General features: G+C 75.3%; 22 protein-coding genes. 14 read left to right on the top strand and 8 right to left on the bottom strand.

Going from position 1 to position 26,617, the window contains the following annotated elements; translation table 11 throughout:
* Both PHK61_RS26685 and PHK61_RS26680 read left to right on the top strand, forming a co-directional pair.
* The coding region (locus tag PHK61_RS26685) for a sugar transferase (protein ID WP_274284061.1) at positions 1-205 on the top strand (205 nt) is incomplete at its 5' end.
* Between the two features lie 180 nt (positions 206-385).
* Complete coding sequence (locus PHK61_RS26680; RefSeq protein ID WP_274284060.1) at positions 386-1,495, top strand: glycoside hydrolase family 5 protein; 1,110 nt, start codon at positions 386-388, stop codon at positions 1,493-1,495.
* A gap of 7 nt (positions 1,496-1,502) precedes the next feature.
* Here the strand turns inward: PHK61_RS26680 and PHK61_RS26675 are convergent, their stop codons facing one another.
* Positions 1,503-2,543 (bottom strand): Gfo/Idh/MocA family protein, encoded by a 1,041-nt coding sequence (locus tag PHK61_RS26675; RefSeq protein WP_274284059.1) that lies wholly within the window; start codon positions 2,541-2,543, stop codon positions 1,503-1,505.
* 218 nt (positions 2,544-2,761) lie between these two features.
* Between PHK61_RS26675 and PHK61_RS26670 the strand changes: the two genes are divergently transcribed.
* From PHK61_RS26670 to PHK61_RS26645, 6 genes are read left to right on the top strand one after another with little or no spacing between them, the layout of a single operon-like run.
* Positions 2,762-3,910 (top strand): DegT/DnrJ/EryC1/StrS family aminotransferase, encoded by a 1,149-nt coding sequence (locus PHK61_RS26670; protein WP_274284058.1) that lies wholly within the window; start codon positions 2,762-2,764, stop codon positions 3,908-3,910.
* Entirely contained in the window at positions 3,907-4,611 is a 705-nt protein-coding gene (locus tag PHK61_RS26665; protein WP_274284057.1) for a sugar transferase, read from the top strand. Before PHK61_RS26670 ends, PHK61_RS26665 begins: the two co-directional genes overlap by 4 nt.
* Before the next feature lie 41 nt (positions 4,612-4,652).
* Positions 4,653-6,278, top strand: a complete 1,626-nt coding sequence (murJ, locus tag PHK61_RS26660) for a murein biosynthesis integral membrane protein MurJ (protein WP_274284056.1) — start codon at positions 4,653-4,655, stop codon at positions 6,276-6,278.
* A complete protein-coding gene (locus PHK61_RS26655; RefSeq protein WP_274284055.1) occupies positions 6,275-7,759 on the top strand; it encodes a hypothetical protein in 1,485 nt (494 codons plus the stop codon). Before murJ ends, PHK61_RS26655 begins: the two co-directional genes overlap by 4 nt.
* The gene (locus tag PHK61_RS26650) at positions 7,756-9,195 is read left to right on the top strand and encodes a YveK family protein (protein ID WP_274284054.1); all 1,440 of its coding nucleotides are present in this window, start codon (positions 7,756-7,758) and stop codon (positions 9,193-9,195) included. The genes PHK61_RS26655 and PHK61_RS26650 overlap by 4 nt, the downstream gene beginning before the upstream one ends.
* Positions 9,196-9,206: 11 nt before the next feature.
* The gene (locus PHK61_RS26645) at positions 9,207-10,067 is read left to right on the top strand and encodes a polysaccharide deacetylase family protein (protein WP_274284053.1); all 861 of its coding nucleotides are present in this window, start codon (positions 9,207-9,209) and stop codon (positions 10,065-10,067) included.
* Positions 10,068-10,086: 19 nt separating this feature from the next.
* Here PHK61_RS26645 and PHK61_RS26640 read toward each other — a convergent pair whose 3' ends face one another.
* Both PHK61_RS26640 and PHK61_RS26635 read right to left on the bottom strand, forming a co-directional pair.
* Positions 10,087-10,704, bottom strand: a complete 618-nt coding sequence (locus PHK61_RS26640; protein WP_274284052.1) for an acyltransferase — start codon at positions 10,702-10,704, stop codon at positions 10,087-10,089.
* Positions 10,701-11,342 carry a response regulator transcription factor gene (locus tag PHK61_RS26635; RefSeq protein WP_274284051.1) on the bottom strand — a complete coding sequence of 214 codons (642 nt, stop codon included), beginning with the start codon at positions 11,340-11,342 and terminating at the stop codon, positions 10,701-10,703. Before PHK61_RS26635 ends, PHK61_RS26640 begins: the two co-directional genes overlap by 4 nt.
* 329 nt (positions 11,343-11,671) lie before the next feature.
* Between PHK61_RS26635 and PHK61_RS26630 the strand changes: the two genes are divergently transcribed.
* The 4 genes from PHK61_RS26630 (at position 11,672) to PHK61_RS26615 (ending at position 16,879) form a co-directional block, all read left to right on the top strand.
* On the top strand, positions 11,672-12,961 hold the full coding sequence (locus PHK61_RS26630) for a glycosyltransferase family 4 protein (RefSeq protein WP_274284050.1): 1,290 nt from the start codon (positions 11,672-11,674) through the stop codon (positions 12,959-12,961).
* A complete protein-coding gene (locus tag PHK61_RS26625; RefSeq protein WP_274284049.1) occupies positions 12,958-14,163 on the top strand; it encodes an FAD-dependent oxidoreductase in 1,206 nt (401 codons plus the stop codon). Before PHK61_RS26630 ends, PHK61_RS26625 begins: the two co-directional genes overlap by 4 nt.
* A 74-nt stretch (positions 14,164-14,237) precedes the next feature.
* Positions 14,238-15,398 carry a carboxylate--amine ligase gene (locus tag PHK61_RS26620; RefSeq protein WP_274284048.1) on the top strand — a complete coding sequence of 387 codons (1,161 nt, stop codon included), beginning with the start codon at positions 14,238-14,240 and terminating at the stop codon, positions 15,396-15,398.
* 2 nt (positions 15,399-15,400) lie between these two features.
* Positions 15,401-16,879 (top strand): polysaccharide deacetylase family protein, encoded by a 1,479-nt coding sequence (locus PHK61_RS26615; protein WP_274284047.1) that lies wholly within the window; start codon positions 15,401-15,403, stop codon positions 16,877-16,879.
* 12 nt (positions 16,880-16,891) lie between these two features.
* On the opposite strand, the gene PHK61_RS26610 is transcribed toward PHK61_RS26615, so the two are convergent.
* The 4 genes from PHK61_RS26610 to PHK61_RS26595 form a co-directional block, all read right to left on the bottom strand.
* A complete protein-coding gene (locus PHK61_RS26610) occupies positions 16,892-17,548 on the bottom strand; it encodes a response regulator (RefSeq protein ID WP_274284046.1) in 657 nt (218 codons plus the stop codon).
* A gap of 261 nt (positions 17,549-17,809) precedes the next feature.
* The gene (locus tag PHK61_RS26605; RefSeq protein ID WP_274284045.1) at positions 17,810-18,790 is read right to left on the bottom strand and encodes a glycosyl hydrolase family 18 protein; all 981 of its coding nucleotides are present in this window, start codon (positions 18,788-18,790) and stop codon (positions 17,810-17,812) included.
* A 34-nt stretch (positions 18,791-18,824) separates the two neighbouring features.
* A complete protein-coding gene (locus PHK61_RS26600) occupies positions 18,825-19,505 on the bottom strand; it encodes a sensor histidine kinase (protein ID WP_274284044.1) in 681 nt (226 codons plus the stop codon).
* Positions 19,506-19,914: 409 nt separating this feature from the next.
* Positions 19,915-20,382 (bottom strand): hypothetical protein, encoded by a 468-nt coding sequence (locus PHK61_RS26595; RefSeq protein ID WP_274284043.1) that lies wholly within the window; start codon positions 20,380-20,382, stop codon positions 19,915-19,917.
* Between the two features lie 345 nt (positions 20,383-20,727).
* Here PHK61_RS26595 and PHK61_RS26590 point away from each other — a divergent pair, with 345 nt between their 5' ends.
* Positions 20,728-21,381 carry a hypothetical protein gene (locus PHK61_RS26590; RefSeq protein WP_274284042.1) on the top strand — a complete coding sequence of 218 codons (654 nt, stop codon included), beginning with the start codon at positions 20,728-20,730 and terminating at the stop codon, positions 21,379-21,381.
* 57 nt (positions 21,382-21,438) lie between these two features.
* On the opposite strand, the gene PHK61_RS26585 is transcribed toward PHK61_RS26590, so the two are convergent.
* Complete coding sequence (locus PHK61_RS26585) at positions 21,439-22,482, bottom strand: hypothetical protein (protein ID WP_274284041.1); 1,044 nt, start codon at positions 22,480-22,482, stop codon at positions 21,439-21,441.
* 22 nt (positions 22,483-22,504) lie between these two features.
* On the opposite strand from PHK61_RS26585, the gene PHK61_RS26580 reads away from it, so the two are divergent.
* Positions 22,505-25,819 (top strand): ATP-binding protein, encoded by a 3,315-nt coding sequence (locus PHK61_RS26580; protein ID WP_274284040.1) that lies wholly within the window; start codon positions 22,505-22,507, stop codon positions 25,817-25,819.
* The last annotated feature ends 798 nt before the right edge of the window (positions 25,820-26,617 follow it).

The following is a 26,617-nucleotide window of genomic DNA, read 5'->3' as shown; positions in this document are numbered from 1 at the left end:
GGAGCACCCGCGGTATGGTCACCGTCACCGGGTGCCGTCGGGGTTGACGGGGTTGGCGCAGGTCAGCGGTTTGCGTGGGGCGGACACCCCGATCTCCGATCGGGCGCGGTTCGACAACTTCTACATCGAGAACTGGTCGCTCTGGCTCGACGCGAAGGTCCTGCTGCGCACCATCAGCGAGGTCCTCTTCGCCCGCGGACGCTGACCTCCCGGCGGAAGGCGCCGTTCCGGCGTCGACCGTCCCTGCACAGGACGTCCATCCGACGTAGGTCGCGTACGTCGCCGGGGCGACGTCCGCCGCCGATCCGCCCCGCATGGTCGAGGCGGCGCACCGGGGGAGGACCACCGCATGATCGCTCGCACGGCGGTGGCACGGGGGAGAGCGGTGCGCACCCGGCTCCGGATGCTGCTCGCCCCGGCCCTCGTCGTGCTCGTGGCCGTCTCCTGTTCCGCGGCCACCCCTCCGGGGGACACGGCCCCGGTCCCGCTCTCGGCGGGCGGCCCCGGAACCCCGGTCGTGACCGTGGCGGGCAACCGGCTCGTCGACGGGCGCGGCGAGCCGGTCGCGCTGCGCGGGGTCAACCGTTCCGGCACCCAGTACGCCTGCACGTACGGGCCCGACACCTTCGACGGCCCCGTCGACCAGCCCGCGATCGACGCCATCCGCTCCTGGGGCGTCACCGCGGTCCGCGTGTCGCTCAACGAGCAGTGCTGGCTCGGCCTCAACGGGCTGCCGGTCGGTCGCCGTGCCGAGGAGCACCGCCGGGACGTCGTGGACCTCGTCGACCGGCTCACCGCCCAGGGACTCGTCGTCATCGTCGACCTGCACTGGAACGCCCCGGGCAGCACACGGGCCCTCGGCCAGCAGCCGATGGCCGACCGGGACCACGCCCCCGCGTTCTGGCGCAGTGTCGCGGCGACGTTCGCCGCGAACCGCGCGGTGCTCTTCGACCTGTACAACGAGCCCTACCCGGACCGGAACACCGCCAGCGACACGGCCTGGCGCTGCGTGCGCGACGGCGGTACCTGCCCGGGCGTCGACTTCGCGACCGCGGGCATGCAGGAACTCGTGGACGCCGTGCGGTCCACGGGCGCGGTGAACCCGATCCTGGTGGCGGGACCGCAATGGGCGGGCTCGGTCGACCGCTGGCTCGAGTACCGCCCGGATGACCCGGCCCAGCAGCTCGTGGCCTCGATCCACATCTACGGCCCGGCACCGGACGAGACCGCCTGCCCGACCCAGGCGTGCTGGGACGCGACGATCGCCCCGCTGGCCCTCCAGGTGCCGGTGGTCATCGGCGAGATGGGCAACATGGACTGCACGTCCAGCGTGATCGAACCCCTCGCGGCCTGGGCCGACGGGCGGGGGATCGGCTACCTGGCGTGGGGCTGGGTGACCAGCGACTGCGCGGAGGAACCGGCCTTGATCAGCGACTACGGCGGCACGCCGACCCCCTACGGTGCCGGCCTGCGCGACCATCTCCGGCGCGACTGACCGGGGATCAGCCGACGGCGACGGCATCGCGGACGGCCTCGGCGCGGCCGCTGTCGGCGGCGGCGTCGGCGGCCTCGAGGACCCGGAGGATCTCGAGGCCGCGCTCGCCCGGGGTCCGGGGCCGTGACCCGGAGCGGACGCACTCGATGAAGTGGTCGTCCTGCGCCTGCAGCGGCTCGTGGAAGTAGAGGTAGGGCGACACGATGTCGCCCGAGCGGTACGTCACGGGCATGGTCCGGGCACGGCCGCCGGCCTCGGTGGCGTGCACGTCGACCCCCGTGTCGTAGATCCGGATGCGCTCGTTGTCGGACAGGTCGTTGTAGACCGCCATGCGCTGGTCGCCCACGACGGTGACCCGGCGGACCTTGCACGGGTCGAGCCAGCTCAGGTGCACGACCGCATGGGTCGCGGCGCGGGCGAAGTTCATGCGCAGGTACGCGACGTCGGCGAAGCCGCTCCCGATGCTGCGCTGCTTCCAGACGGACACGTCCGAGGGCAGTTCGTCGAGCAGGAACGACAGGATCGAGATGTCGTGCGGGGCCAGGTCCCAGACCACGTCGACGTCCGGCTGGTAGCGCCCGAGGGACAGGCGCGCGGCGTCGATGTAGAGGACGCGCCCGAGGGTCCCGGAGCTCACGATCTCCTTGAGCTTCCCGACCGCGGAGTTGTACTCGAAGGTGTGCCCGGTCATGAGCACGGTGCCGGCCTTCCGGGCCTGCGCCACCATCTCCTCCGCCTCGGCCGACGACGTGGCCAGGGGCTTCTCGACGAGGACGTGACGTCCGGCGTGCAACGCGGTGAGTGCGAGCTTCGCGTGCGTCATCGGGGGCGTCGCGACGACCACCGCGTCGATGTCGTCGATGGCGTCGTCCAGGCAGGCCGCGGTGCGGACACCGCGGTGCCGCTGCGTCGCCGCATGGCGCCGCTCCTCCGACTCGTCCACGACGGTGACCGTGATGTCGGGGCGCCCGTTGAGCACGCGGACGTGGTTGCCGCCCCAGTACCCGTAGCCGACGACCGCGACCCGCAACCCTTCGCTGTCCAGCATCTGTCCTCCCCCGGACGTCCCGTCCCGGTCGGCTCGTGACCCACTCGCCACGAGCCCCGCCCCGGGTGCGGCGCGCCGTCAAGCCTCGGTGAGGGGCCCCCACCGCCAGACGTCCATCCGACGTAGGCGACGTACGTCGTCGGTCCGACGCCGGGCAGGGCGTCCGCGCCGCATCGTCGTCCCCGTCCCGACGGGGTCGGGGACTCGAGGAGGCGCACATGGGTCCGATGGTCACCGGCACGCCGGACGCGGCCACGCGGGTGCCGTTCGTCGACCTGGGCGCCATGACCCACGACGTCCGGGCCGAGGTCGACGCGGGATGGTGCGATCTCCTCGAGCGCAGCGACTTCGTCGGCGGCGAGTCGGTGGAGCGCTTCGAGCGGGCCTGGGCGAGCTACTGCGGCACCGACGAGGCCGTCGCCGTCGCCAACGGCACGGACGCGCTCCTGCTCACCCTGCGGGGCCTCGGCATCGGGCCGGGCGACGAGGTCGTCGTGCCGGCCAACACCTTCGTCGCCACCGTGGAGGCGGTCGTCCTCGCCGGCGCGATCCCGCGGTTCGCCGACGTCGACCCGGCCACCGCCCTGCTGACCCCGGCGACGCTCGCCGACGCGCTCACCCCGCGGACCGCGGCGGTCCTCGTCGTCCACCTCTACGGGCAGCCGGCGGACATGGACGCGCTCGGCGAGGTGGCGGCGCGGGCCGGCGTCATGGTCGTCGAGGACGCGGCGCAGGCCCACGGCGCCACCTGGCGGGGCCGCCGTGCCGGGTCGATGGGCCGCGCGGGGTGCTTCAGCTTCTACCCGGGCAAGAACCTCGGGGCGTTCGGCGACGCCGGCGCGGTCGTGACCTCCGACCCCGCGCTGGCCGACGTGCTCCGCTCGCTGCGCAACCACGGGCGCATCCCGGGGGCCCACGCCCGCCACGGTCTGCTCGTCGGGACCAACAGCCGGATGGACACCCTGCAGGCGTCGGTACTCGCGGCGAAGCTCGCGCGGCTGGACGGGTGGAACGCGGCGCGCCGCCGGATCGTCGAGCGCTACCGGAGTGCCCTCCCGCCCGCGCTCGCGCGGATGATCGCCGTCGCCCCGGGCGCCGAGAGCGTCCACCACCTGGCCGTCCTGGTCACGACCGACCGCGATGCCCTCCGCGCGGGTCTGGCCGAGCGCGGTGTGGAGAGCGGCCTGCACTACCCCGTGCCGTGCCACCGGCAGGCGCCGTACCGCCGGCACTCCGACCGGGCCCTCCCGGTCTGCGAGGCCCTGGCCGACCAGGTCGTCTCGCTGCCGCTGTTCCCGCACATGACCGGCGACCAGGTCGAGGCGGTGTGCCGGGCGCTGCACGAGTGCGGCGAGGAGCGGGGGTGACGGTGACCGGGCACGTCATCCACGGACGCCACCGGGCACCCACCGGAGGGTCCACCCGCCGGCCCGCCGCCGGCCGGCGGCGCCGTGTCGTCCGCCGCGGTCTCGATCTCCTGGTGGCGACGTCGGCGCTTCTCCTGCTGGCGGTGCCGATGCTCGTGGTCGCCCTCCTCGTCCGGGCGACCTCGCCGGGCCCGGCGCTGTTCCGCCAGGTCCGCGTGGGCGAGCACCGGCGGCCGTTCGGGATGCTGAAGTTCCGGACGATGCAGCTGGACTGCAGCGACGACCTGCACCGCGCCTACGTCACGCGCGAGCTGCACGGTGAGGGCCTCGCGGGCGAGAACGGGGTCCACAAGCTCGACGCCGACCCGCGCGTCACCCGCCTGGGCCGGGTGCTGCGTCGCACCAGCATCGACGAGCTCCCGCAGCTGATCAACGTCCTGCGCGGCGAGATGTCGCTGGTCGGACCCCGCCCGATGCTGCCGTGGGAGTGCGACCTCCTCCGCCCCGACCACCGGGACAGGTTCAGCGTGCCGGCCGGCATGACCGGTCTGTGGCAGGTCAGCGGGCGCAGTGCCCTGAGCATGACCGAGGCACTCGACCTCGACGTGCACTACGCGCGCCACGCCGGGCTGCTGGTCGACCTCGCGATCCTGGTCCGGACGGTGTGGGTCGTCCTCGTCCCCCGGGGGCGTGCGCAGTGAGCCGGGAGACCGCCGCCGAACTGTCGCGACCGAGCGAGGCCGTGGGCGACACGGTGGTGGTCGCCTCCTGGACGCTCGTCAGCCGGATCACCGGCTTCGTCCGCGTCACCGTGACGGCGGCCGTGCTCGGGCCCACGTTCCTGGGCAACACGTACCAGGCCACCAACTTGCTCCCCAACATCATCTATTACGGCCTGCTGGCCGGATCGCTGGTGTCGTCGCTGCTGGTGCCCGCGCTCGTCGGCCACATCGACGCCGGCGACCGGCGCGCATGCGAGCGGGTGGCGGGCAGCGCCCTCGGCCTCGCCCTGGTCGCCGCGGTGGTCGTGATCCCGATCGCCCTGCTGGTGGCGCCCCTGCTGCTGGAGGTCGGCACGCTCGGGTCGCCCGCGGCGGCGGTCGCCGCCCAGCAGGCCCACCTGGCGCGCTGGTTCCTCCTCATGCTGCTGCCCCAGGTCGTGCTCTACGCCGTCGTGGCCTGCTCGCTGGCGGTCATGAACGCGCACCGGCGCTTCGCGCTCGGGGCGGCCGCCCCCGCGGTGGAGAACCTCGGCTGCATCGCGGTGCTCGGGGCCGTGGCGGTGCTCTTCCCGCCGACCGAGACCCTCGAGATCCCGACCGCGGAGCTGCTGCTGCTCGGCCTGGGCACGACGGCGGCGGTCGCGCTGCACGCGGCGGTCCAGTGGTGGGGCGCGTGGCGGACGGGGGCGACCCTGCGGCCCCGGCGCGGCTGGCGCGACGCGGAGGTCCGCGCCCTGGTGCGCCGGGCGCTGCCGGCCCTGGCCCAGGCGGCCCTCGACGCGCTCCAGCTCGTGTGCGTGCTCGTGGTGGTCAACCGCATCGCCGGCGGTGTCGTCGCCTTCCAGCTCGCCCTCAACTTCTTCTTCCTGCCGATCGCCCTGGGCGCGACACCGGTGGCGCTGTCCCTGTCCCCGCGCCTGTCCCGGCTGCACCAGCGGGGGGAACGGGCGCTGTTCCGGGACACCGCGGTGCGCGGGCTGCGCTTCGGGCTGTTCGTCAGCGCGCCGGCAGCGGTCGTGCTGGTCGTCCTCGCCCCGGTCCTGGCCTCCGCCGCGTCCTTCGGGCGCATGCTGACCGACGGGGGTGCCCTTCTGGTCGCCGCCGGTCTGGTGGCCCTCGCGCCCGGCGTGGTGGGGGAGACCGCGTTCCTCATCGGCACCTACTCCTGCTACGCCCGGGACGACACGCGCTCGCCCCTGCGCGCCATGGGGGTGAAGGCGGGCGTCTGCCTGCTCGTCCTCGGGGGTGCGGTGTCCACCGACGGGGCCGGGGTCGTGGCCCTCGCCGCGGTCGCGGTGTCGGCGGCGGCGGTCCTCGCCGCCGTGTGGTGCGTGCGTGCCCTCCTGCGCGGCCTGCCCCGGACCGGCGAGCCGCTGCTGGTGCCCGCGCTGCGCACCGCCGCCGCGGCGGTCGTGATGGCGGTACCGCTGGGCCTCGCCGCCTGGGTGATGTCGGGGGGAGCCCTGTTCTCCGGCCCCGGCGGCCGGTTCATCGCCCTCGCCGGTGCGGTGGTCGCCTGCCTCGTCGGCGGCGCCGTCTACCTCCTGGCGCAGTGGCTCCTCCGCGCCCCGGAAGCGACCTGGCTGCTCGGCGCCCTGCGCGGACGCCGTGTCGGCCCGCTCGACCTCGACGGAGAGCCGGCATGACCGCCGCGGTCCCGGCCCGGCGGGTGGATGCCCGGGTGCTCCGCGTCGCCGTCCCCGCCGGGGTGCTCGTCACCCTGGCCGCGGTCGGCCTCGGGGCGGCCGCCGCCGTCGCGCCCCTGCCGCTCGTCGGCGGGCTGGTGGTCCTCGCGCTGGGCGTCGCGGTCGCGGCGCACCCCCCGCTGGCGGCCTACCTGCTCATCGGGCTGACCCCGCTGGTCGCGGGGATCGACCGGGGGCGCCTCGTGCCGGGCCTGCGGCCCAACGAGGCCCTCCTGGTCCTCTGCACGGGCGCCCTCCTGGCGCGCGGGGTGTGGCAGCTGCGTGCGGGGTGGCGGCCCGGGCTCCGAGCGGACCCCGTGCTCGCCGCGCTGGTCGCGATGGCGGTGGCCAACTCGGTCGTTCCGCTGCTCTGGATGGCGATCCGGCACGTGACCATCACCGGCGACGACCTGTCCTACGCGGTGGTGCTGTGGAAGCTGGTGCTGCTCTACGTCGTCGTCCGCTCCGTCGTGCGCACCGACCGCGAGGGCGTACGGTGCCTCGCGATCTCCCTGGGCGTCGCGGGCCTCGTGGCCGTCATCGCGATCCTCCAGTCGCTGCAGCTCTTCGGCGTGGACGACCTCGTGGCGTCGATCTTCGCCCCCTTCGGGGACACCTCCGTGGTCACCGCCAGCCGCGGGAGCGCCACGCTCGGCCTGGCCGCGGCCACCGCGGACCTCATGATCTTCAACCTGGCGCTCGCCGCCGGTTGGTGGGCCCGCCACGGGATGCGGCCGCGCCTGCTCGCCGGGCTGCTCGCCCTCCTCGCGCTCGGCACGCTGTCCTCCGGGCAGTTCTCGGCGGCGATCGGCCTGGTGGTGGCGCTCGTCGCCGTCGGTGTGGCGTTCCGGCGCGCCGACGTCTCGCTCGCGCTCGCGGGGCTCGGGCTGGGTGCCGCGCTCGCGCTCGCGCCCGTCGTGGCGACGCGCCTCGTCGCCTTCGACGGGGCGACCGGGCTCCCGGAGAGCTGGGTCGGGCGCCTGGACAACCTGCGCGGGTACTTCTGGCCCCGCCTGCTCGAGGACCACAACTACGTGCTCGGGGTGCAGCCCAGCGCCCGGGTCCCGAGCCCGGACACGCTCGCCCTGCCCTACATCTGGATCGAGAGCGGTTACACCTGGCTGTTCTGGGGCGGCGGGATCCCGCTCGCCGTCGCCTTCGTGGTCTTCGTGGTCGTCGCCGCCCGGCGCGGCCTCGCCGCCGCGCGCGGCCCGGGGGCGCGGGGCGTCGCCGGCACCGGCGCGTTCGTCGGGATCGTCGTCGTGGCGGTGCTCATGCTCTTCGACCCGCACCTGACCTACCGCGGGTCGGGTGACCTGCTCATCGCGCTCCTGGCCCTGGTCGCGGCGCTCGACGGCGTCCGCGTCCCCTCCGACCGTCCCTCCGACCGACCGGAGGCCGGCGTCCCCGCCTCCACGACATCGACCGAGGCGATCCCATGACCGTCACCCCGTCGGCACCGACCGCGTCCCGGACGTCGGCGGTCCGTCTCCTGCGTGCCCGCGCGCCGTGGTTCCTCGGGACCACCCTCCTCGTCGTCCTCGCCGCGGCCGTCGTCTCCTGGGTCCAGCCACGGACCTACGAGGCGACCGCGGAGGTGGTGGTGCTCGCCGAGGTCGGTCCGGAGGCGAGCTCGCCACCGCCGACACCGGCGATGGGCACCGAGAAGGGCCTCGTGACCTCCGCCGTCGTTGCCGACCGCGCGGCGCGCCGGCTGGGCGTGCCCGTCACGGATCTCGTGGCCGCCGCGACCGTCACCGTCCCGCCCCAGACCCAGATGCTGGCCATCACCTGCGCCACGGGCGATCCGGTCGCCGCCGCGCGCTGCGCCCAGGGGCTCGGCGAGGCCTATGTCGCGTACAAGGACGACCAGCCGATCATGACGACGCCCGAGCGCGCGCGGGTGATCACGCCGGCCACCGTCCCGGCCTCCCCGAGCCTGCCGGACGTGCCGATCAACCTCCTCGCCGGACTGCTGGTCGGGCTCGTGGCCGGGCTGCTCGTGGCGCTGGTGTGGGACCGGCTCGACCCGCGGGCGCGCCGCCCGGAGGAGCTCGAGCGCCTCGGGCTGCCGGTGCTCGGGACCGTGCCGGTATCCGGTGACACCGGCACGTCGCCCGACGCCGAGCAGGCGTACGCGGCCCTCGGCGTGCGGCTCCGCGCGCTCGCCGGCAGCCGCGTGCCGGAGGCGCCGGTCCTGGTCCTCACCCCGATCGACGACGGCGACGTCCCGCTCGCGTCCGTCGCCGAGGCGCTCGCGGAGGCGCTGGCGGCCGGTGGGGAGCGCGTCGTGCTCGTGCGCGCCGCCGGGGCCGGCACGGACGTCCCGCAGCGGTCGGACCTCGGCCGCGTGCTCGGCGCCGCCGATGACCGGGCGGCCCTGGACGGGGCACTCGACGGGGCACTCGACGGGGCACTCGACGGAAGCGGCGTCCGTCGCCTCGACCGCGCGGCCGGCACCGCGGTCCCGCGCCTCGCATGGTCGCGGGTGGTGGCGGCCCTGGGTGACCGGTGCGACGTCGTCGTGGTGACCGCGGACTCGCCCCGGTCGAGCGCGGACGCCCTCGCCCTCGCGGTGACGGCCTCGGCCGTCGTCGCCGTCGTGGGGGAGCGCGGTACGGCCCGCGGCGACGTCGTCGCCCTGCGGGAGGTCGGCGACCGGCTCGGGCTCGCCCTCGTGGGCTGCGTCCGCACCACCGTCCCGGTCCCGCCGGACCCGGTCACCGGAACCGACGAGCCGGGTGCGGCGACCGACGCGACCGAGGCGACCAAGGCGACCGAGGCGACCGAGGCGACAGAGGCATCCGAGGCCGTCCGGCCCCGATCCTCCGCCCCCGAGCGCAACGGCTCCGGCCTGCTGCCCCTCCCGCCGACCTGAGGAGGACGACCATGGCTCGCCTGCACCACGGCTCGCGCACCCCGCGCGGACTCGCCGCCGCGCTGGCACTGGCGGCCCTGCTCGCCGGTGGGTGCGCGGCGGCACCCGCGGCATCACCGCCGAGCCCGCCACCGCCCGGGAGCGGCGCCCCGGCGGCGCGGCCGACGGTCGTGTCGCTCACCTTCGACGACGGGTCCGCCGGCCAGTACCTGGTGCGCTCGATCCTGCTCGACCACGGCCTGCGGGCGACGTTCTACGTCAACAGCGGCCTCGTGGACCGGGCCGACGGCTCCACCATGACCTGGGACCAGATCCGGGGCCTCGCCGCCGACGGCAACGACATCGGCGGCCACACGCTCACCCACGCGTCGCTCCCCGAGCTCTCGTCGACGGAGCGGCAGCACCAGGTCTGTGACGACCGGGCGCGGCTGGTCGCACTGGGGCTGCGGCCCGAGAGCTTCGCGTACCCGACCGGGGCCACGGACCCGCGGATCGAGGAGACGGTGCGGTCGTGCGGCTACACGTCGGCGCGGACCGTGGGTGACATCGCCTACGCCGGCGAGGTCCACGCCGAGCCGCTCCCGCCACGGGATCCGTTCGCCACCGACGCGCTCGGCCCGCCGGCGCGGGGCCCGATCGACGCGGCCTACCTCCACGACGCCGTGCGGACGACCGCGTCGCGGGGCGGGGGCTGGCTCCAGATCGTGTTCCACCGCGTGTGCCGCCCCTCCAGCGCCGACTACGCCGCCTGCATGGCGAGCGAGGGCCCGGTCGACATCGGGGTGCTGTCCGACTTCGTCGCGTGGCTGGCGACGAGCGCGCCCGCCGGGACGGTCGTGACCCCGGTGGCCGAGGTCGTCGCGCGGGACTGACGGGTCCGGGGAGGGTCCGTCAGCCGGCCGCCGGGGCGAGCCGGCCCGCGGCGTCCTCGACGTAGGACTCGGCGGTGGCCGGGCAGCGGTACCGCCCGCCGCCGAGGTCCTCGAGCCGGTGCCCGGCCCGGCCGACCCAGCCCCGCCGGCGCGCCGGTGTCCCGGCGACCAGCGCGAACGGCGGCACGTCCCGGGTGACGACCGACCCGGCGCCCACCATCGCCCAGCGCCCGACGTGCACGCCGGGCAGGAGCACGGTGCGGGCACCGATCGAGCAGCCCTCGTCGAGGACGACGCCCACGGCGTCCCAGTCGTCGACGCCCTTCGGTGCCCCCTCGACGGTCACCGCCCGGGGATGCAGGTCGTTGGTCAGCACCACCGCCGGCCCGACGAACACCCCGTCGCCCAGACGGGCCGGCCGGTAGATCAGCGCGTGGTTCTGGACCTTCACCCGGTCGCCGAGCACGACGTCCTCGTCGACGAACGCTCCGCGCCCCAGCGTGCAGCCCTCGCCGACCCGCGCACCGTGGCGGACGTGGGCGAACTGCCACACCGTGGTACCCGCACCGACCCGCGACCCGTCCTCCACCTCGGCCGTGGGATGGATGCGCGTGCCCGCGGCCGACGGCGCCGTCACCGCGCGCCCGCGTCCGGCCGCCCGTCGCCGGCGGCGCGGAAGAGCGCGACGGCGGCGAGGGACGAGCTGACCCCGAGCTTCGCCAGCGTGCTCTGCACGTGGGTGCGCACGGTGTTGGGCGACATCCGCAGCCGCTCGGCCACCTCGGGGCGGGTCAGGCCCTCGGCGAGGCAGGAGAGCACCTCCCGTTCGCGGCGGGTCAGCGTGTCCAGCAGCGCGCGGGTCGGGTCCTCGGGCGGGCTCGACCACACGAGCTCGCCGAGGACCTCGGTCAGCTGCGCCGGGGGCAGCCACGTGCCGCCGTGGGCGGAGGCCCGCACGGCGGCGAGGAGCTCGCCGGTCGGGGCGCTGCGCGGGACCCACCCGCGGACCCCGGCGCGCACGGCCGACACGAGCGTCGACCGGTCCCGGCGGTCGGCGAGCAGCACGATCGCCGGTGTCCCGGTGCGCGGGCGGTGCTCGTCGATCCCGCTCGCGGCGAACAGGCCCGCGTCGGCGAGCACGACGTCGAGCGGGGTGTGGGCGACCAGCCGGTGGAAGTCGTCGCCGCCGACCGCGCAGCGCAGCACCTGGATGTCCTTCTCGGCCCCCAGCCGGGCAGCCATCACCTCGGCGACGATCCGGTTCGGGTCGACCACGGCCAGGTGGATGGGCGAGGGTGCGGGAGGCCGTGCCGGATCGGGCCGCGCGGCCCCTGCCGCGGGTACGGCGCCGCGGGCGCGTCCCCCCTGCACGACCTCCACCGTGCGCCTCCTCCGTGCGCGACCCGCACCGACGTCCTCCGCCACCACGAGGGTGCGGTCGTCGGACCACCTCGTCCAGGGTCTGTCGGCCCGCCCCGGGATCACCTCCCGAAGCAGGACGAGTCGGCCTACGTCAGATGCCCGTCCCGGCGTCCTCCGGCCGTCCTGATGATGGGCCCGCCACGCCGCGGCGACCGCGGTCCGGGCCCGGGGGAGGGGACCGCATGACCCAGCAGGACGCGCCCGAGGCGCCGGGGACGGCGGTCGACCCGCCGGACCGGCCCGGTGTCGCGGCCCACGTCCTGCTCGTCGTGGAGAACATCCCCGCCGCGGTCGACCAGCGGCTGCGCAAGCAGGTCCCCGCCCTGCTCGCCGCCGGTCACCACGTCACCGTCGTGACGCGCCGGGACCCCGCGCAGGACCCGTGGCGCGGCGTGCCCGGCCTGACGCTCCTCGAGCACCCGGCGCCGCCAGAGTCCCCGGGCGTGCTCGGCTACCTGCAGGAGTACGGCCTGGCGTTCGGCTGGGCCGCCGTGCTCGCGCCCCGCGCGCACCGCCGCCGCCCGGTCGACGTCGTCCAGTTCTGCCAGCCGCCGGACGTCTACTTCCCGATCGCCTGGCTGCTGCGCGCCCTCGGGGCGCGCGTCGTCGTCGACCAGCGCGACCTCATGCCCGAGCTGTTCGCCGCCCGGTACGGGACCTCGCCCGCGATGGAGCGCGTCCTGCGCTGGCTGGAGCGGCGCACCCAGGCGGTCGCCACCGTCACGATCACGGTCAACCACCACCTGCGCCGGCGGCTCGAGACGGCCGGCGCGCCCGCGGAACGGATCGCGGTGGTGCGCAACGGACCGCGCCTCGCGCTGGTCGAGGCCGCCCGCCCGGATCCCGCCCTGCGGTCCGGCGCCGCGGCGCTGTGCTGCTGGGCCGGGAAGATGGGCCGCCAGGACCGCGTGGATCTGCTTGTCGACGCCATCGCGGTCCTCGTGCACGACCACCGCCGTCGCGACGTCCGCTTCGTGCTCCTCGGCGACGGGGAGTGCCTCGACGAGCTGCGGGCACAGGTCGTCGCCCGGGGCCTGGAGGCGTGGGTCGCCCTGCCGGGCTGGCTGTCCGAGGACGAGCTCTTCACCCACCTGGCCACGGCCGACGTCGGCCTCGACACCTCGCTGCAGGTGGAGGTGTCGCCGGTGAAGGTCATGGAGTACATGGCCTTCGGCCTGCCGGTGGTCGCCTTCGACCTGCCCGAGACGACCGCGCTGACCGCCGGTGCGGGCGTGGCGGTCCCGGCGGGTGACGTCCGGCGCTTCGCCGCCGAGCTCGACGCGCTGCTCGACGACCCCGCCCGCGCGCGGCGGCTCGGTGCCGAGGGTCGGCGGCGCGTGGTCGACGAGCTGTGCTGGGAGCGCCAGGCCGCCGTCTATCTCGAGGCGATCGATCGTGCCGCGGCCCCGACCCGGAGGCGTCGGCGACGCGCTCCCGACCGCGGCGTCCGTACCCGAAGGGAGCGAGCATGACCACCGACTGCGACGTCGTCGTCATCGGGGCGGGGCCCTACGGTCTCGCGGCCACCGCCCACCTGCGCCGCGCCGGCGTCTCCACCCACGTGCTGGGCGACCCGATGTCGTTCTGGCGCACCATGCCCGAGGGCATGCTCCTGCGCTCGAACCGCACCGCGACCAGCATCGCCGAGTACGACGGCCCGCTCTCCCTGGAGACCTACGCGGCGGCCAGGGGATGGGACGTCGAGATGCCGGTCCCGCTCGAGCGGTTCATCGACTACGGGACGTGGGTCCAGGAGACCGCCGCGCCCGACGTCGACCGCCGCCGGGTGCAGATGCTCCGCCGCGAGGGCGGGGCGTTCGTGCTCGACCTCGACGACGGTGACCGGCTGCGGGCGGCGCGGGTCGTGATCGCCTGCGGCATCGCGGACTTCGTGCACCGTCCGGTCGTCGGCGCCGACCTCCCGCCGGAGCTGATGACGCACGCGAGCGAGCACCGCGACCTGGGCCGCTTCGCCGGGCGCCGGGTGCTCGTCGTGGGCGGCGGTCAGAGCGCGCTCGAGTCGGCGGCGCTGATGCACGAGCGGGGCGCCCGGGTCGAGGTCGCCGTCCGCGCCGAGCACATCAACTGGCTGCACGGAGGCGTCTGGCACCGCCGTCTGGGGCGCGCGACACCGCTCGTCTACGCGCCCACCGACGTGGGCCCCATGGGGCTGTCCCGGCTGGTGGCCGTGCCCGACCTCTTCGGCCGCCTGCCACGCACGGTCGCCGACCCGCTGGCGTACCGCGCGATCCGGCCGGCCGGTGCCGCCTGGCTGCGCCCGCGCCTGGCCGACGTCCGCATCACCTTCGGCGCCGAGATGCGCACCGCCTCGCCGACCGCCGACGGCGGCGTGCGGGTCCGTCTGAGCGACGGCGGGGACCGCGAGGTCGACCACGTCCTGCTCGGCACGGGCTACCGCGTCGACATCCGCCGCTACCCGTTCCTCCACCCCACCCTGGTGGCCGGTATCCGGACGACCGCCGGCTACCCGCGGCTGCGCCGGGGCATGGAGACCTCGGTGCCGGGGCTGCACATCGTGGGTGCCCCCGCGGCCCGCAGCTTCGGCCCGACCATGCGCTTCGTCTCCGGGAGCTGGTACACCGGCCGCGAGCTGGCGCGCTCCCTCGCCGGGGCGCCGCCCGCGCCGCTGCCCCGCTTCGCGCCGGCCGCATGAGCGCTGTCACGAGCCCTGCCGCGAGCGCCCCGTCCCCGCGTCGGCGCTCGCGGCACGGGCGGCCCGGCGCCCTGGTGATCGGAGGCGATTACCAGGGGCTGGGTATCGCCCGCAGCCTCGGCCGGCACGGGATCCCGGTGTGCGTCCTCGACGACGAGCGGGCGCCGGCCTCGGCGTCGCGCTACGTCGCCCACACGACACGCGTGCCCGACCTGCGCGACGACGACGCCGCGCTCGCGGCGATCGAGCGGGCGGCGCGCGAGGTTGCGATGGACGGCTGGCTGCTCTACCCGACCCGGGACGAGACGGTCGCGCTCCTCGCCCGCCACCGCGGGGATCTCGAGCCGCGGTTCCGCGTCACCAGCCCGTCCTGGGCCGCGGTGCGCGTCTGCTGGGACAAGCGCGAGACCTACCGAACCGCCGCCGAGCTCGGTATCGACCACCCGCGCACCTGGGTGCCCCAGGGCCCCGACGACCTCGAGGACCTGGTCGACGCCGACGCCGAGGGCCCGTTCGTCGTCAAGCCGGCGATCAAGGAGCACTTCTTCTACAGCACCGGGGTGAAGGCGTGGCGTGTCGACGCCCGCGACGAGCTCGCCGCGGTGGTGGCGCGGGCGACCGCGGTGGCGGGACCGGGCGAGATCCTGGTGCAGGAGCTGGTGCCCGGCGGCGGGCGGGAGCAGTACTCGTACTGCGCCCTCGTCCGCGCGGGGACACCGGTCGCCGTCATGACCGTCCGCCGCCGGCGCCAGCACCCCTCCGAGTTCGGCCGGGCCAGCACGTTCGTCGAGACGGTCGACCTGCCCGAGCTCGACGCCCCGTCGGAGCGGTTCCTGGCCGCGGTGGACTACGACGGTCTCGTCGAGCTCGAGTACAAGCGCGATCCCCGGGACGGGCGCGCCCGGCTCCTGGACGTCAACGCGCGCACGTGGGGCTACCACTCGCTGGGTGCGGCGGCCGGCGTCGACTTCCCCTACCTGCTCCACCGGGCCTGCACGGAGGACGCGCCACCGCCGGCGACCGTGCGGACCCGCCCCGGGGTGCGCTGGATCCGGCTGGCGACCGACCTGCCGAACGCCGTGCGCGACGTCCGGGCCGGCACGCAGCGCCTCGGCACCTACCTGCGCACCCTGCCCGGCGCCGACACCGAGGCCGTGTTCTCCCTGCGCGACCCGCTGCCCTGGTTCTACGAGTGCGCGCTGCTCCCCTATCTCGCCGTGAGGAGAGGTCTCTAGCCGTGACCCCACCCGCCGTCGCCTTCGAGGCGACCGAGCCGTTCGGCTTCTTCGACCACGTCCGCGTGCCCTACCGCGTCGTGCGGGCGAGCAGGCCGCGCCCCGCGGCGCCGGTCCGGGCGGCCGGCACGCTCTGGCCCGTAGCGGACCCGGGGACCTGCCTGTGGTGGTGCCGGGCGGAGGAGCGCCCGGCGTCCGAGCGCCGGTCCGGCCGCTTCACCGTGGACGGCATCCCCGTCGCCGGCCGCGTCGTGACCGACGAGGCGCTCGACCGCGAGCTGGACACCGCGGCGTGGCGCCGCGACGCCGTCGTCGCCGATCCCGACGGGCGGCCGGTCTCGTCGGTGCGCCGCCACGTCGACGGGAGCCTGCTCCTCCCGTTCGACCCGGGCGAGGTCCTCACGACGCTGTGGAGCGAGGGGTACCGCGACCTCGGCCGCTCCGGGCTCCTGTCCGCCGTCCGGGGTCTCGCGATCCGCGGCTACTACGCCGTGCGGCCCGTGCTCCCGCGCCCGGTGCAGATCCGGCTGCGACAGGCTTTCACCACGGTCCAGGGACGGTCCGACTTCCCGCGGTGGCCCGTCGAGGACTGCGTCGCGGACCTCTCGGTGTGGCTGCTCGGGCGGATCGGTGGCGTCGCGGGCGAGCCGGTGCCCTGGATCGAGCCCTGGCCGGACGGCCGTCGCTGGGCGCTGGTGCTCACCCACGACGTGGAGACCGGGGACGGCTTCGCGCAGCGCGAGCTGCTGCGCGCCACCGAGCGCGATCTGGGCCTGCGGTCTTCCTGGAACCTCGTCGCCGAGCGCTACGACGTCGACGACCGGGAGGTGCGGGCCCTGCAGGACGAGGGCTGCGAGATCGGGGTGCACGGCCTGCGCCACGACGGCAAGGACCTGGGGTCGCGCCGCCTGCTGCGGCGGCGCCTCCCCGCGATGCGGCGCGCCGCGGAGCGCTGGGGTGCGCACGGCTTCCGGTCCCCGGCGACGCAACGGCAGTGGGAGTGGATGCCCGAGCTGGGCTTCGCCTACGACACGTCGACGCCCGACACCGACCCCTACGAGCCCCAGCCGGGTGGCTGCTGCACCACCCAGCCGTTCCTGCACGGCGACATGGTCGAGCTCCCGATCACCCTGCCCCAGGACCACACGGTGTTCGCCGTCCTGGACCACCCCGGGGCGACGGTGTGGCTCGACAAGACCGCGCACATCCGGGACCGGGAGGGCATGGCGCTCGTCCTGACCCACCCCGACTACGCGACCGATCCCCGGGTCGCCGACGGGTACCGCGAGCTCCTGACGACGTTCCACGCGGATCCCTCGGTGTGGCACGCCCTCCCGCACGAGGTCGCGAGCTGGTGGCGGGACCGTGCCGGGTCGTGCCTCGAGCGCCGCGGCGGCACGTGGTGCGTGGTCGGTCCGGCCGCGGGCCGCGCGCGGGTGCGTCTCGGCACCGAGCGGGCCGTGGCCGACACCGCGCCCTGACGTGACGAGGGCTCAGGCGCGCCGGGAGTCCCGCTGCGGGGCGTCCACCAGGCCGTGCCGCACGGCGTAGGCCGACGCCTCGAGCCGGGTGTGCACCCCGACCTTCGTCATGATCCCCTGCACGTGGGTGCGCACCGTGGTGATGCCGATCCCCAGGCGCGCCGCGATCTCGGGCGTGCTCGCGCCGTGGACGAGCAGCGCGAGGCACTGCTTCTCCCGGGCGGTGAGGTGGGCGGCCGGTCGGCTCCGATCCGTCCGGTCGTGGCGGTCCGGACGCTGCCAGCGGGGCGGCAGCTCGACGACCGTCTCGCCCGCGAGGGTGCGGTCGAGCGCGCCGAACAGCGCGGACGTACCGCGCGTCTTGTGCACGAAGCCGTCGGCGCCGCGCTCGAGCGCCTCGTGCGCCACGTCGCGGTCGGGATCCGCCGTGAACACGACGACCTTCACGTGCCGGCAGGCTGCGTGCAGGTCGCCGAGCACGTCGAGCGCGTCGCCGTCGTCGAACCACCGGTCGAGCAGGCACAGGTCCGGCGTGGTGCTCCGGACCGCCTCGAGGACGCCCGTCGTGGTGTTCTCCACCGCCACCACGCGGCGCGTGACGTCGTCGAGGACCTCGGCGAGCGCCTCGGCGAAGGCCGTGTGGTCGTCACCGATCACGATGTCGGTCATCGCCGGTGCTCCGTCCCGCTCGCTCGGCTCGCCGAACCGGCATCGATGGAGCGCATGGGTGACCGCCCTCCCCCGAGCCGTCGCGGTCGGGGCAGTCGACGGCTCCTCGCCCCACATTAGGTCACGTCGTGTATTTAATGACGTCCTCCGAATAGGCCATTACGGCACCTATGATCGCTATTGGCGCCAGCATTGACCATGAATCGCGACAAAGGAGATGTCGACCGCGTGGTGTTGTGCGTCCGATGTCCACGGACTGCGTTATCCGGTGCTGTCGGCGGGTGCCGCGAACTCGGCCCACACCCGCGGGTCCGGCGGCGCCGAGAGCCAGAGCAGGATGGCGTCGACCCCGGCCTCGGCCGCGAGTCGACTCTTGGCGGCGAGGCTGCGGGCGTCCTCGAACCACACCTCGTGGACGGTCCCGTCGGGGTCGCGTCGGGTGATCCAGGGTGCTGCGCTCAGGGGGTCCCAGCGGACCTCTCCTGCGGAGAGACGATCGGCGAGGACCAGGGCGTCGTGGTGGGCGACGGTGCTGCCGTGGTCGTCGGTCCAGTGGTATCCCGTGGTGGCGAGGCCCAGGACGATCTTGTCCTGGGCGACGACGGCGGTCGCGTACGCCAGCACGGCGCGCACCCACTCCACCGGCGCGATCGGGCCGGGTGGCGTCGTGTCCCAGTGGTAATCCACGGCGCGCAGCCGCAGCTCGTCCACCACCGCGCCGAGTGCGCGGTAGTCGTGGGCGGCGTCGTGCTCGTCGTCGTCCTGGGCGTCGGTCCTGGCCTCGACGGTCACGGCCAGCCGCGCTCCGACCTCGTGGAGGGCACGTGCCAGCTCGGCGACGTAGGCGCTGAAGGCCGCGCGGTCGCCGGGGCGCAGGGTCACGTAGTCGACCTCGAGCCCGGCGAACCCGTGGCGACGCACGAGGTCGACGACCGCGCGGACGTGGCGTGCGATCCGGGCCCCGTCGTGCACCATGCGGGCCACGGTCTCGGTGCGCTCGTCCCCGTACCGGTCGGTGACGCCGGGCAGGATCGGCAGCGACGCGGCCCGCAGCGTCTCGATCGCCGCCGTGGCGGCGCTCGGTGCGGCCAGGAGGTCGACGGTGTCGTCGGGCCCGACGCCGTAGAGACACGGGCTGACCTCGTCGATCACGTCGGCGTGCTCGATCACCAGCCGCGTGGCGGACGCGAGGGCGTCGGGTGGCAGGGAGGCCGCCAGGAACGGCCGCCGCGGGGAGGACACCCCGTCATGCTCGGTCGCGAGGCGGCGGGAGTCCTCATGCATCTACCGCAGGACGCCCGGGGCGCTCTGCGCGGCGCTCACCGGGCTGCTCCGACCGCGACGCGGGGACGAGCGCGGACGCGGGGGAGGGGGACGTGGGGCGCGACCCGAAGCGGAGGGTCGCGACGGTGCCGCCCGCGGGGTCGGGCGCGAGGGTCAGGTCCGCGCCGCAACACGCGGCGAGGCTCCGGGCGACGGCCAGGCCGATCCCGTGGCGGCCCGGCGGGCCGAGCGTCGGCCCCGGGCCGTCGTCGTGCACCTCGACGCGGGGCACCGGGTCGTCGGCCACCGTCAGCCAGACCCGTCCGACCGGGCCCGCGGCGCGGACCGCGTTGCCCACGAGGTTGCCGAGGAGGCGCCAGAGCGCGTGGCGGTCGACGGTCAGACGGACCTCGGGTCCGGGCGCCGCGACGACGGTGGTGGCCCCGACGAGGGCGAGGGGCTCCACGAGGTACGCGACGAGCTGATTGAGCGAGACGTCCTCCGCGGCGCCGACGGCGCCCGTCCCGTGGGTGACGAGCTCCTGCACGAGCGCGACCTCGCGCTCGATGAGCTCCAGCCGTCGACGGTTGTCCGCCCCGAGGGCCGGATCCTTCCGGACCGCGGCCGCCAGGAACGACACCGTGGCGAGCTCGTGCCCGACGTCGTGGGCGAGCCCCGCGCTGATGAAGGCCACCTGAACCCCGCCCCCGCGACAGCCGGCCCCGCGCCGGACCGCCGCCCCCCTTGCTGACAGTTCGTCGTGAGCCATCCTAGTGATTTGTCCCGCGCGGTACTCAGCCGGATGACGTAGTTCTCCGCAACCAACTGTGGGCCTCATGACCGAATTGCGCGCAGGTGGCCCATGAGGATCGGAACACGGGATGAACGACCATTCGGTGATCAGTGAGAGAGTCTTCATCGCGTGAAGGGCGATATCGATCAGATACGTCACTCACGAACTTCCGCGCGCCGGGTCGGCTCCGGACGAGGGCTCAGGCGACGGCGTGCCGACCGGGTCGCGCGGACGTCGCCGTCGCCTGCACGAGGTCCCGGACGGCGATCGGGGCCACGAGACCGATGCGCGCGACCGGCGGTCGGGAGGCTCAGGACGAGCGGAGCTCGGTGCTGCCGGCCGGTCCGGCGGTGTGGGACAGGCGCTTCGCGAAGCAGTCGTCGGCCGGGAAGCCCCGGGCGTCGCACCAGGCGTTCGCGCCGGCGGCGGTCGCGAAGCCCTCGCCGGCGACGACGACCCAGTAGTCGCTCTCGCGATACACCGACCAGTCCCCGGACCACAGCATGCGCACGTTGGTCTCACCGCTGACCAACGACTCGTAGTGCCGGTAGATCGACGACGCGTCGTAGACGGTGCCGTTGTCGACGGTCCCGGACTTCTTCGACGACAGCTGCGGCACCCACATCCCGTCGAAGCCCTCCATCGCGTTCCGGTCGGCGTCGACGACGGCCTGGAGCGTGGCGGTGGTGGCCTCGACGCCACTCGAGGAGGACGAGGACGTGCTCGGGGAGGTGCTCGGCGCGACCGTGACGGTGACCGGCGCGGGTGCGGTGGTCACGACCGGCCCCGGCTCGCCGCTCGACACGCGCGCCGGCACCGACGAGGACGCGGGACGCCGGACGGCGCGCGCCGCAGGCGAGGCACATCTGCACATCGGCGATCAGGTCCGCCCCACAGCCGCACCGCACGATCACGTGATCATCCCCCGACGATCTTCGGGACCGCGACGATGCGGCCCTCCGGCCACGACATCGCTGCCCGAGGGTCGCCGTTACCACCGCCCGGATCGATCCAGCGCGGTGTCACCCGGACGAGTGCACGGCGGTAACGACGGCCGAGGTCGGCGCGACACCGCCGTCATCCGAGCGCCACCGACGGCGCCGGAGAGGTCGGGGAGACAGCCATGAGCAGCGGTACCGAGCAGCGTCCGCACACCACCGGTCCGGCGCCCCTCGCCGAGGAGACCAACGCGGCCATGCCGCGGCCCACCGGCCCGTGGACGCCGCCGCAGCGTGCGCCGTTCCCGCCTCCGGCCGCCGCATGGGCGCCCCCGCCCGCCTGGTCGCTGCCCCCGGCGGGTCTCGGTCCTCACCCCCCGGGCGTCCCCGCGCCGCCGGCCCGCTCCGGGACGCGGTGGGGCTGGATCGTGCTGGGGATCGTCGCGGCGATCGCCGCCGTCGTGCTCATCGGCACCGTCGCGGCGAACAACCGCACGATGACCGTGAACGGCACGGTGACGATCTACGGCATGTCCGGCTACGTGACGCCGGGTTCGGGCTGCACCGGCACCGTCGCGAGCGGCATGCCCGTGACGCTCTACGACGCGAGCGGGTCCGTCGTCGGCACCGCGACGCTGACCGGCTCCGGGATCGCCGCGAACACGTGGAGCACCTACACCTCCGGCTACGCCGACAGCTGCTCGTACGCCTTCACGATGACCGACGTCGCCGCGACCGACGACCACTACCGCGTCAAGGCCGGCAGCGCGTCCGGTGACGGCGTCGGCTTCAGCCGCGAGCAGCTCGAGACGAGCGGCGCACACGTCACCTACCGGTAGGCGACGGCCTGGTGGTCGACGGCGCTCCACGCCACGCGCGTCCGGGTCCGCCCGACGTCACTTCTGCGGTCGATCCGCCGTCGACGGCTTCCTCACGATCCGGAGCACGTTCTCCCCGTCCTCGTGGCCGAACGCCGCCCAGAGCATGCGCGGTGTCACGAGGGCGTCTGGGATCAGCGCGTCGGGGTCCGCGAGACCGTCCATCGCCCGCGGCGGACCCAGCGGCGCGGGCACCGGGATCTCCGCGGGCTCGTCGTCGCCGCCGGTGATCGTGTCGAGCAGGTCGTCGAACAGACCGCCGAGCAGCCTCCCGCCCGACCCCGCGATCGCGACCACGGCGTGGGTGAGGAAGTCGAGGTCCCGGCTGGACAGCAGACCGAGGAGCCGCGCCCACGCCCGTCCGCGCGGGTTGTCGATCTCGTCGATCTCGTCGGCGAGCATCCCCATCAGCCAGGCGAGCCAGCGCGGCTCGTCGATGCCGTCACCGATGCCGTCGCCGGCGACGTCGGGGGGCGCCATCTCGGCGCGGGTGAACCGGCGGCCGTAGGCGCTCGCGACGAGCTCGGCGCAGTAGTAGCTCGGCGCCCTCGCCGTCGCGGCCCAGGTCGCCGCGACCTCGCGGGACGCGGCGTGCAGGAGCTCGGCCAGCGCCGCGTCCGTCGCGTGGAGCTCGACGGCGCGCAGACCGGCGGCCACGGTGACGAGCTTGACGAACGAGAACTTCCCCTCGCGGTCCGGCTCCGGCTCGAAGCGGGCGAGGTAGCCGAGCGCGCGGTAGCGGAGGTGGCGCTCCATCGACACGCAGTAGAGCTCGCGGTCCTTCGACCAGAACTCCTCGAACGCGTCCCAGCGCACGCCGCCGAGGTCGGCGGCGGCGGGCAGGTTCTTGGCGAGGGCACTGGCGAGGTGCGTGGCCGGTCCGTGATCCACGCCGGGCGCGCGCACCGCGATCCCGGAGTGGGAGAAGCACGTCCCGTCGAGGCGCTGCATCATCTGCCCCAACGGCTCGCCCGGGATCTGGGTCACCAGGAGTAGGTCGCCCTGCTGGACGTCGCTTGGATCGATACCCCGGAAGGCCGTACGCTCGGCAAGCTCGGTCACGGTGTGTGTCCCTGGAGGCTCGTTGTCATCGTCGGACGGGATCCGTATCCGGGTGCTGGGCGAGGTCGCCGTCGAGGGCTCGTCCGGCGAGGTCGGACGGCCCGGGCGGCGACTGCGCACCCTGCTCGCCCTGATCGCCTCCGCGTGCCGGGGCACCGTCGCGGTGCCCGCCCTCATCGACGAGATCTGGGGCGAGGATCTCCCCGAACGCCCCGACGGTGCGCTGCAGGTGCTCGTGAGCCGGCTGCGCCGCGAGGCCCCCGACGAGGGGACGCGGCTGCCCATCCCGCCGATCGGCGAGACCTACCGCCTCGACCTCCCGCGCGAGGCCGTCGACCTCCACCGCTTCCACGACGACGCCGCGGCCGCGCTGGCCGCCGACGCGTCCCGCGACACCGTGCTCGAGCGGGGCACCGGCGCGCTCGCCACCTGGCGCGGTGAGCCGTTCGCCGGCACCCCCGTCGGTCCGCGCCTCGACGCCGAGCGCACCCGCGCCCTCGACCGCCGGCTCCGGCTGCTCGAGCGCATGGGTGCCGCGCTGCTCGACCTCGACCGCCCCGCCGAGGCCGTCGACCTCGTCGCGACCGACCTCGCTGCCGACCGCTCCCGCGAGCGCCTCGCCGTCGTCGCCGCCTCCGGCCTGCACCGGCAGGGCCACACCGGCGAGGCCCTCGAGGTGCTCGCCGCCACCCGGCGCTACCTGCACGACGAGTACGCCGTCGCGCCCGGCGCGGAGATCGAGGACCTGACCCTGCGCCTGCAGGCCCCGGCGCCCACCCGCGCGCCGCGCACGACGCTGCTCGGCCGCGAGGACGAGCTCGGCGCCGTCCGCGCCCTCGTCGACGCCCCCGGCCGGGGCGGGGTCCTGCTCGTCACCGGCGAGGCCGGCATCGGCAAGACCGCCCTCCTGCGCGCCGCCCGCGACGAGGCGCAGGCGTCCGGCGCGATCGTCGGCGGCGGGACGTGCGACGCCGGCTCGCCGCCGTGGACGGCGTGGGCGGAGGCGCTCGACGACCTCGGCGTCGACCCCGTCGACTCCTCCGAGCCCGCGCCCGGCCGGGCCCTGCGCGAGCGGCTCGCGAGCATGTCCGGCCCCGTGCTCGTCACGCTCGACGACGCGCACCTCGCCGACTCGGTGACCCTCGCCGCCCTGCGCGGGCTCGCGCGCCTCGGGCTGCCCGCCGGCGTCGTGGTGCTCGTCGCCGCCCGCGAGCCCGACAGCCAGCTCCACCCCGGCTGGGGCGCGACCCACGGCGAGCTCTCGCTCCTCGACGGCGTCACCGACCTGCGCCTGCCCGAGCTCGCCCGCGCCGCCGTGCGGGGCCTCGTCGTCCGGGACCTGTCCGGGCTGGCCCCCGACGGCGCCGAGCGGGTCGCGACCGCGCTCTGGGAGCGCACGCACGGGCACGCCCTGCACGTCGCCGCGCTCATCGAGTCGCTCTCCGGTCTCGACGAGCCCGACGGGGAGAAGGCGTGCGACGAGCTCGCCACCGCCATCCCCGGGCGTCTGCGTCCCCTGCTCGACCACCAGCTCGCCGGGCTCGGTGCCGACGCCCGGGAGGCCCTCGAGGCGCTGGCGGTGCTCGCCCCGCTCTCGCTGGCCGCGCTGGGGGAGGTGCTCGAGGCGACCCCGCGCACGCTGTCGACGCGCCTGCGGGTCGCCGCCGACCGCGGGCTGCTCGCCGCCACCGCCGACGGGTTCTCCTTCCGGCACGCCCTGACCCGCGACGCCGTGCTCGACGCCGTCCCGCCGGCGAGTGCGCAGTGGCTGCACGACGCCCGGTACCGCCTGCTCGTCAGCCGGAGTCCCACCGCCGGCGACGCGGAACCCTTCACGCTGCTGCGCCATGCCGCCGGGGCCGGGCCGCTGGTGCCGACGCGGGAGCTCGGCGACGCCCGGCTCGCGGCGGGTGCGGCCGCGTACCGCCAGGGCGCGCTCGAGGAAGCCCTCGCCCAGCTGGACGCGGTGCTCGAGACGTCGCGGCCCAGCACCGTCGCGCTGTACCGGGGCCTGGTGCTGGAGGCGCTCGGACGCCACGACGACGCCGACGAGGTGCTCGACGAGGTCGTCGAGCAGGCCGCGGTCTCCTCCCTCGAGGAGGGCGCGGCCACGCCGGACGCCCACCAGGTCGACGACGCGGTGGTCGCCGCCGTCGGGCACGACGCCATGGGGATCAGCGTCGCCGGGCGCCCCCGACGCGCCCGGCGACTCCGGCGCGCTCGGGCGCTGCCGCTCTCCGACCGGCAGCGCGCCGAGGTGCTGCGCAGTCTCATCCTGGAGGAAGAGCAGCTCCACGGCGACGTGGGAGACCCCACCGCCCTGCCCGAGCTCCTCGCGCTCGCCGCCCAGGGGCTCGACGACCGGCGCCTGCTCGCCGGCGTCCGCGTCCTCGAGGCCAACCACCTCGTCGATGCGCCCGTGCCCGCCACCCAGCGGCTCGCGGTCTGCGAGCAGGCCTGCCGGCTCGCCGCCGAGACCGGCGACGCCGCGGTGTGGTTCGAGGCCGAGGAGCTGCGCATCGCCGCCCTGCTCGCCACCGGTCGCCAGGACGAGGCCCTCGCCGCGCGGCGCGACCTCGAGCCGCTCGCCGTCGACCGTCACCGTCCGCGGACGATGTGGATGGTCTCCCTGCTCGACGCCGGGCTCACCCTCGCCCGCGGCGACACCGCCGAGGCCGACGAGGCCGCCCTCGCCGCCCTGTACCGCGGCCAGGAGCTCGGGCTGCCCGACGCCGTCGGCGCCTACGGCGTGCACCTGCTCGTGCGGCACCTGCTCGGCGGCACCCTGCCCTCGCTGCAGGGCCTGCCCGCCGGCGCGGCCGGCATGTACCCGCTGGTCGCCGCCTGGTCGGCCGCCGCGGCGGTGGACGCCGCCGTCGCCGAGGACCTCGACACCGCCGCCGGGCACCTCGCCGACTGGCACCGCAAGCGCGAGGGCCGCGAGGGCGCGCTGTTCGACCGCCCCGGGCTCTGCCTGGCCGCCTGCGCGGCCTTCGCGCTCGGTGACGTGCCGACCGCCGAGGTGGTGCGCCGCGACCTGCCTCCCGACGCCGACGCCGTCGTGGTGGTCGGCATCGGCTCGGCCACCTTCGGCCCGATCACGCTCTACCAGGGCCTCGCCGCCGCCGTGCTCGGCGAGCGCGCCGAGGCCCGCAAACTGCTCGGCCAGGCCGCGGCGCTGGCCGACGGCCTCGGCTGGGCGCCCTGGGCCGAGGCCGCCCGGTCGTTCGCCCGCGTCGTGCGCGGGCTCGGCACGGGGAGCGCGACGGGGCGTCCGGCGGGAGTCCCCACCCTGCCGCCGGACGCCCGTCCGCTCGGGCTGCTCCCGCCGTCCTGACGCACCCCCCTCGTCAGGCCTGGCCGGGCTGTCGCCCGTGGCCCCGGACCCCGGATGACGGCGGCCCTCGCGGGCGCGCGAGACGATGGCCATCGACTCGCCCTCCCCCTGCCGTCGGGCCCGTGGCCCGTGGGGGAGATCAAAACTCGTCCCGCTTTCACCCGCCTTTCGCGGCGCTCCCACGACGACTTCATGGGCATCGTCCGAACGGGGTAGAACCGGGCGAGACGGCGCCGCGGCCGCCGGACGAGCGATCTCCACGGAGCAGGGCGGACCCCTGCACGGCAGGACGTGTCGGATGGCGCAAGCGTCATCGACGTCGCTCCGGGTGATCGATCGCGTCGGGGACGCTCTGCCGATGTCGTCCGAACTTCATCTACTCGGCGCGCTGGGCGACCGTGGCGGAAAGAGCAACCCGGTACGGCCCTCGGGGCGAGCACGTCGCAGTGCTTCTTCCCCACGGCCCGTCGGCAACAGGAGGGACCGGATTGGCGGCTCCTGGAGGAAGCCACAGACCGACTTCCCCGGGGTTGTCGCAGTCCGGATTATCACCGAGCGCTATGCGACCTAAGTCACACACGCCCTAAAGGGTGAATGCGCGGCCCGCTTTCCGGCGTGTCGACGTGACACGCCGAGAGGTGTGGATACGTCGTGTGTAACGCCTCGGCGGAGGTCACGCGATAGCGGGGCAAGAACGTCGGGTTCGAAGTTCAACAACGACCGGCCCGGCGTGACAGTCGGTCGGGTGGTCTCGCGCCACTCGTCACGGTCCGGGGGGACGTCGAAGTGGCTGGTGGA

It is taken from the genome of Actinomycetospora lutea (assembly GCF_028737205.1).
Lineage (GTDB): Bacteria > Actinomycetota > Actinomycetes > Mycobacteriales > Pseudonocardiaceae > Actinomycetospora > Actinomycetospora lutea.
The sequence above is the reverse complement of the archived record's forward strand: the minus strand, read 5'-3'. Positions and strand labels throughout refer to the sequence as shown.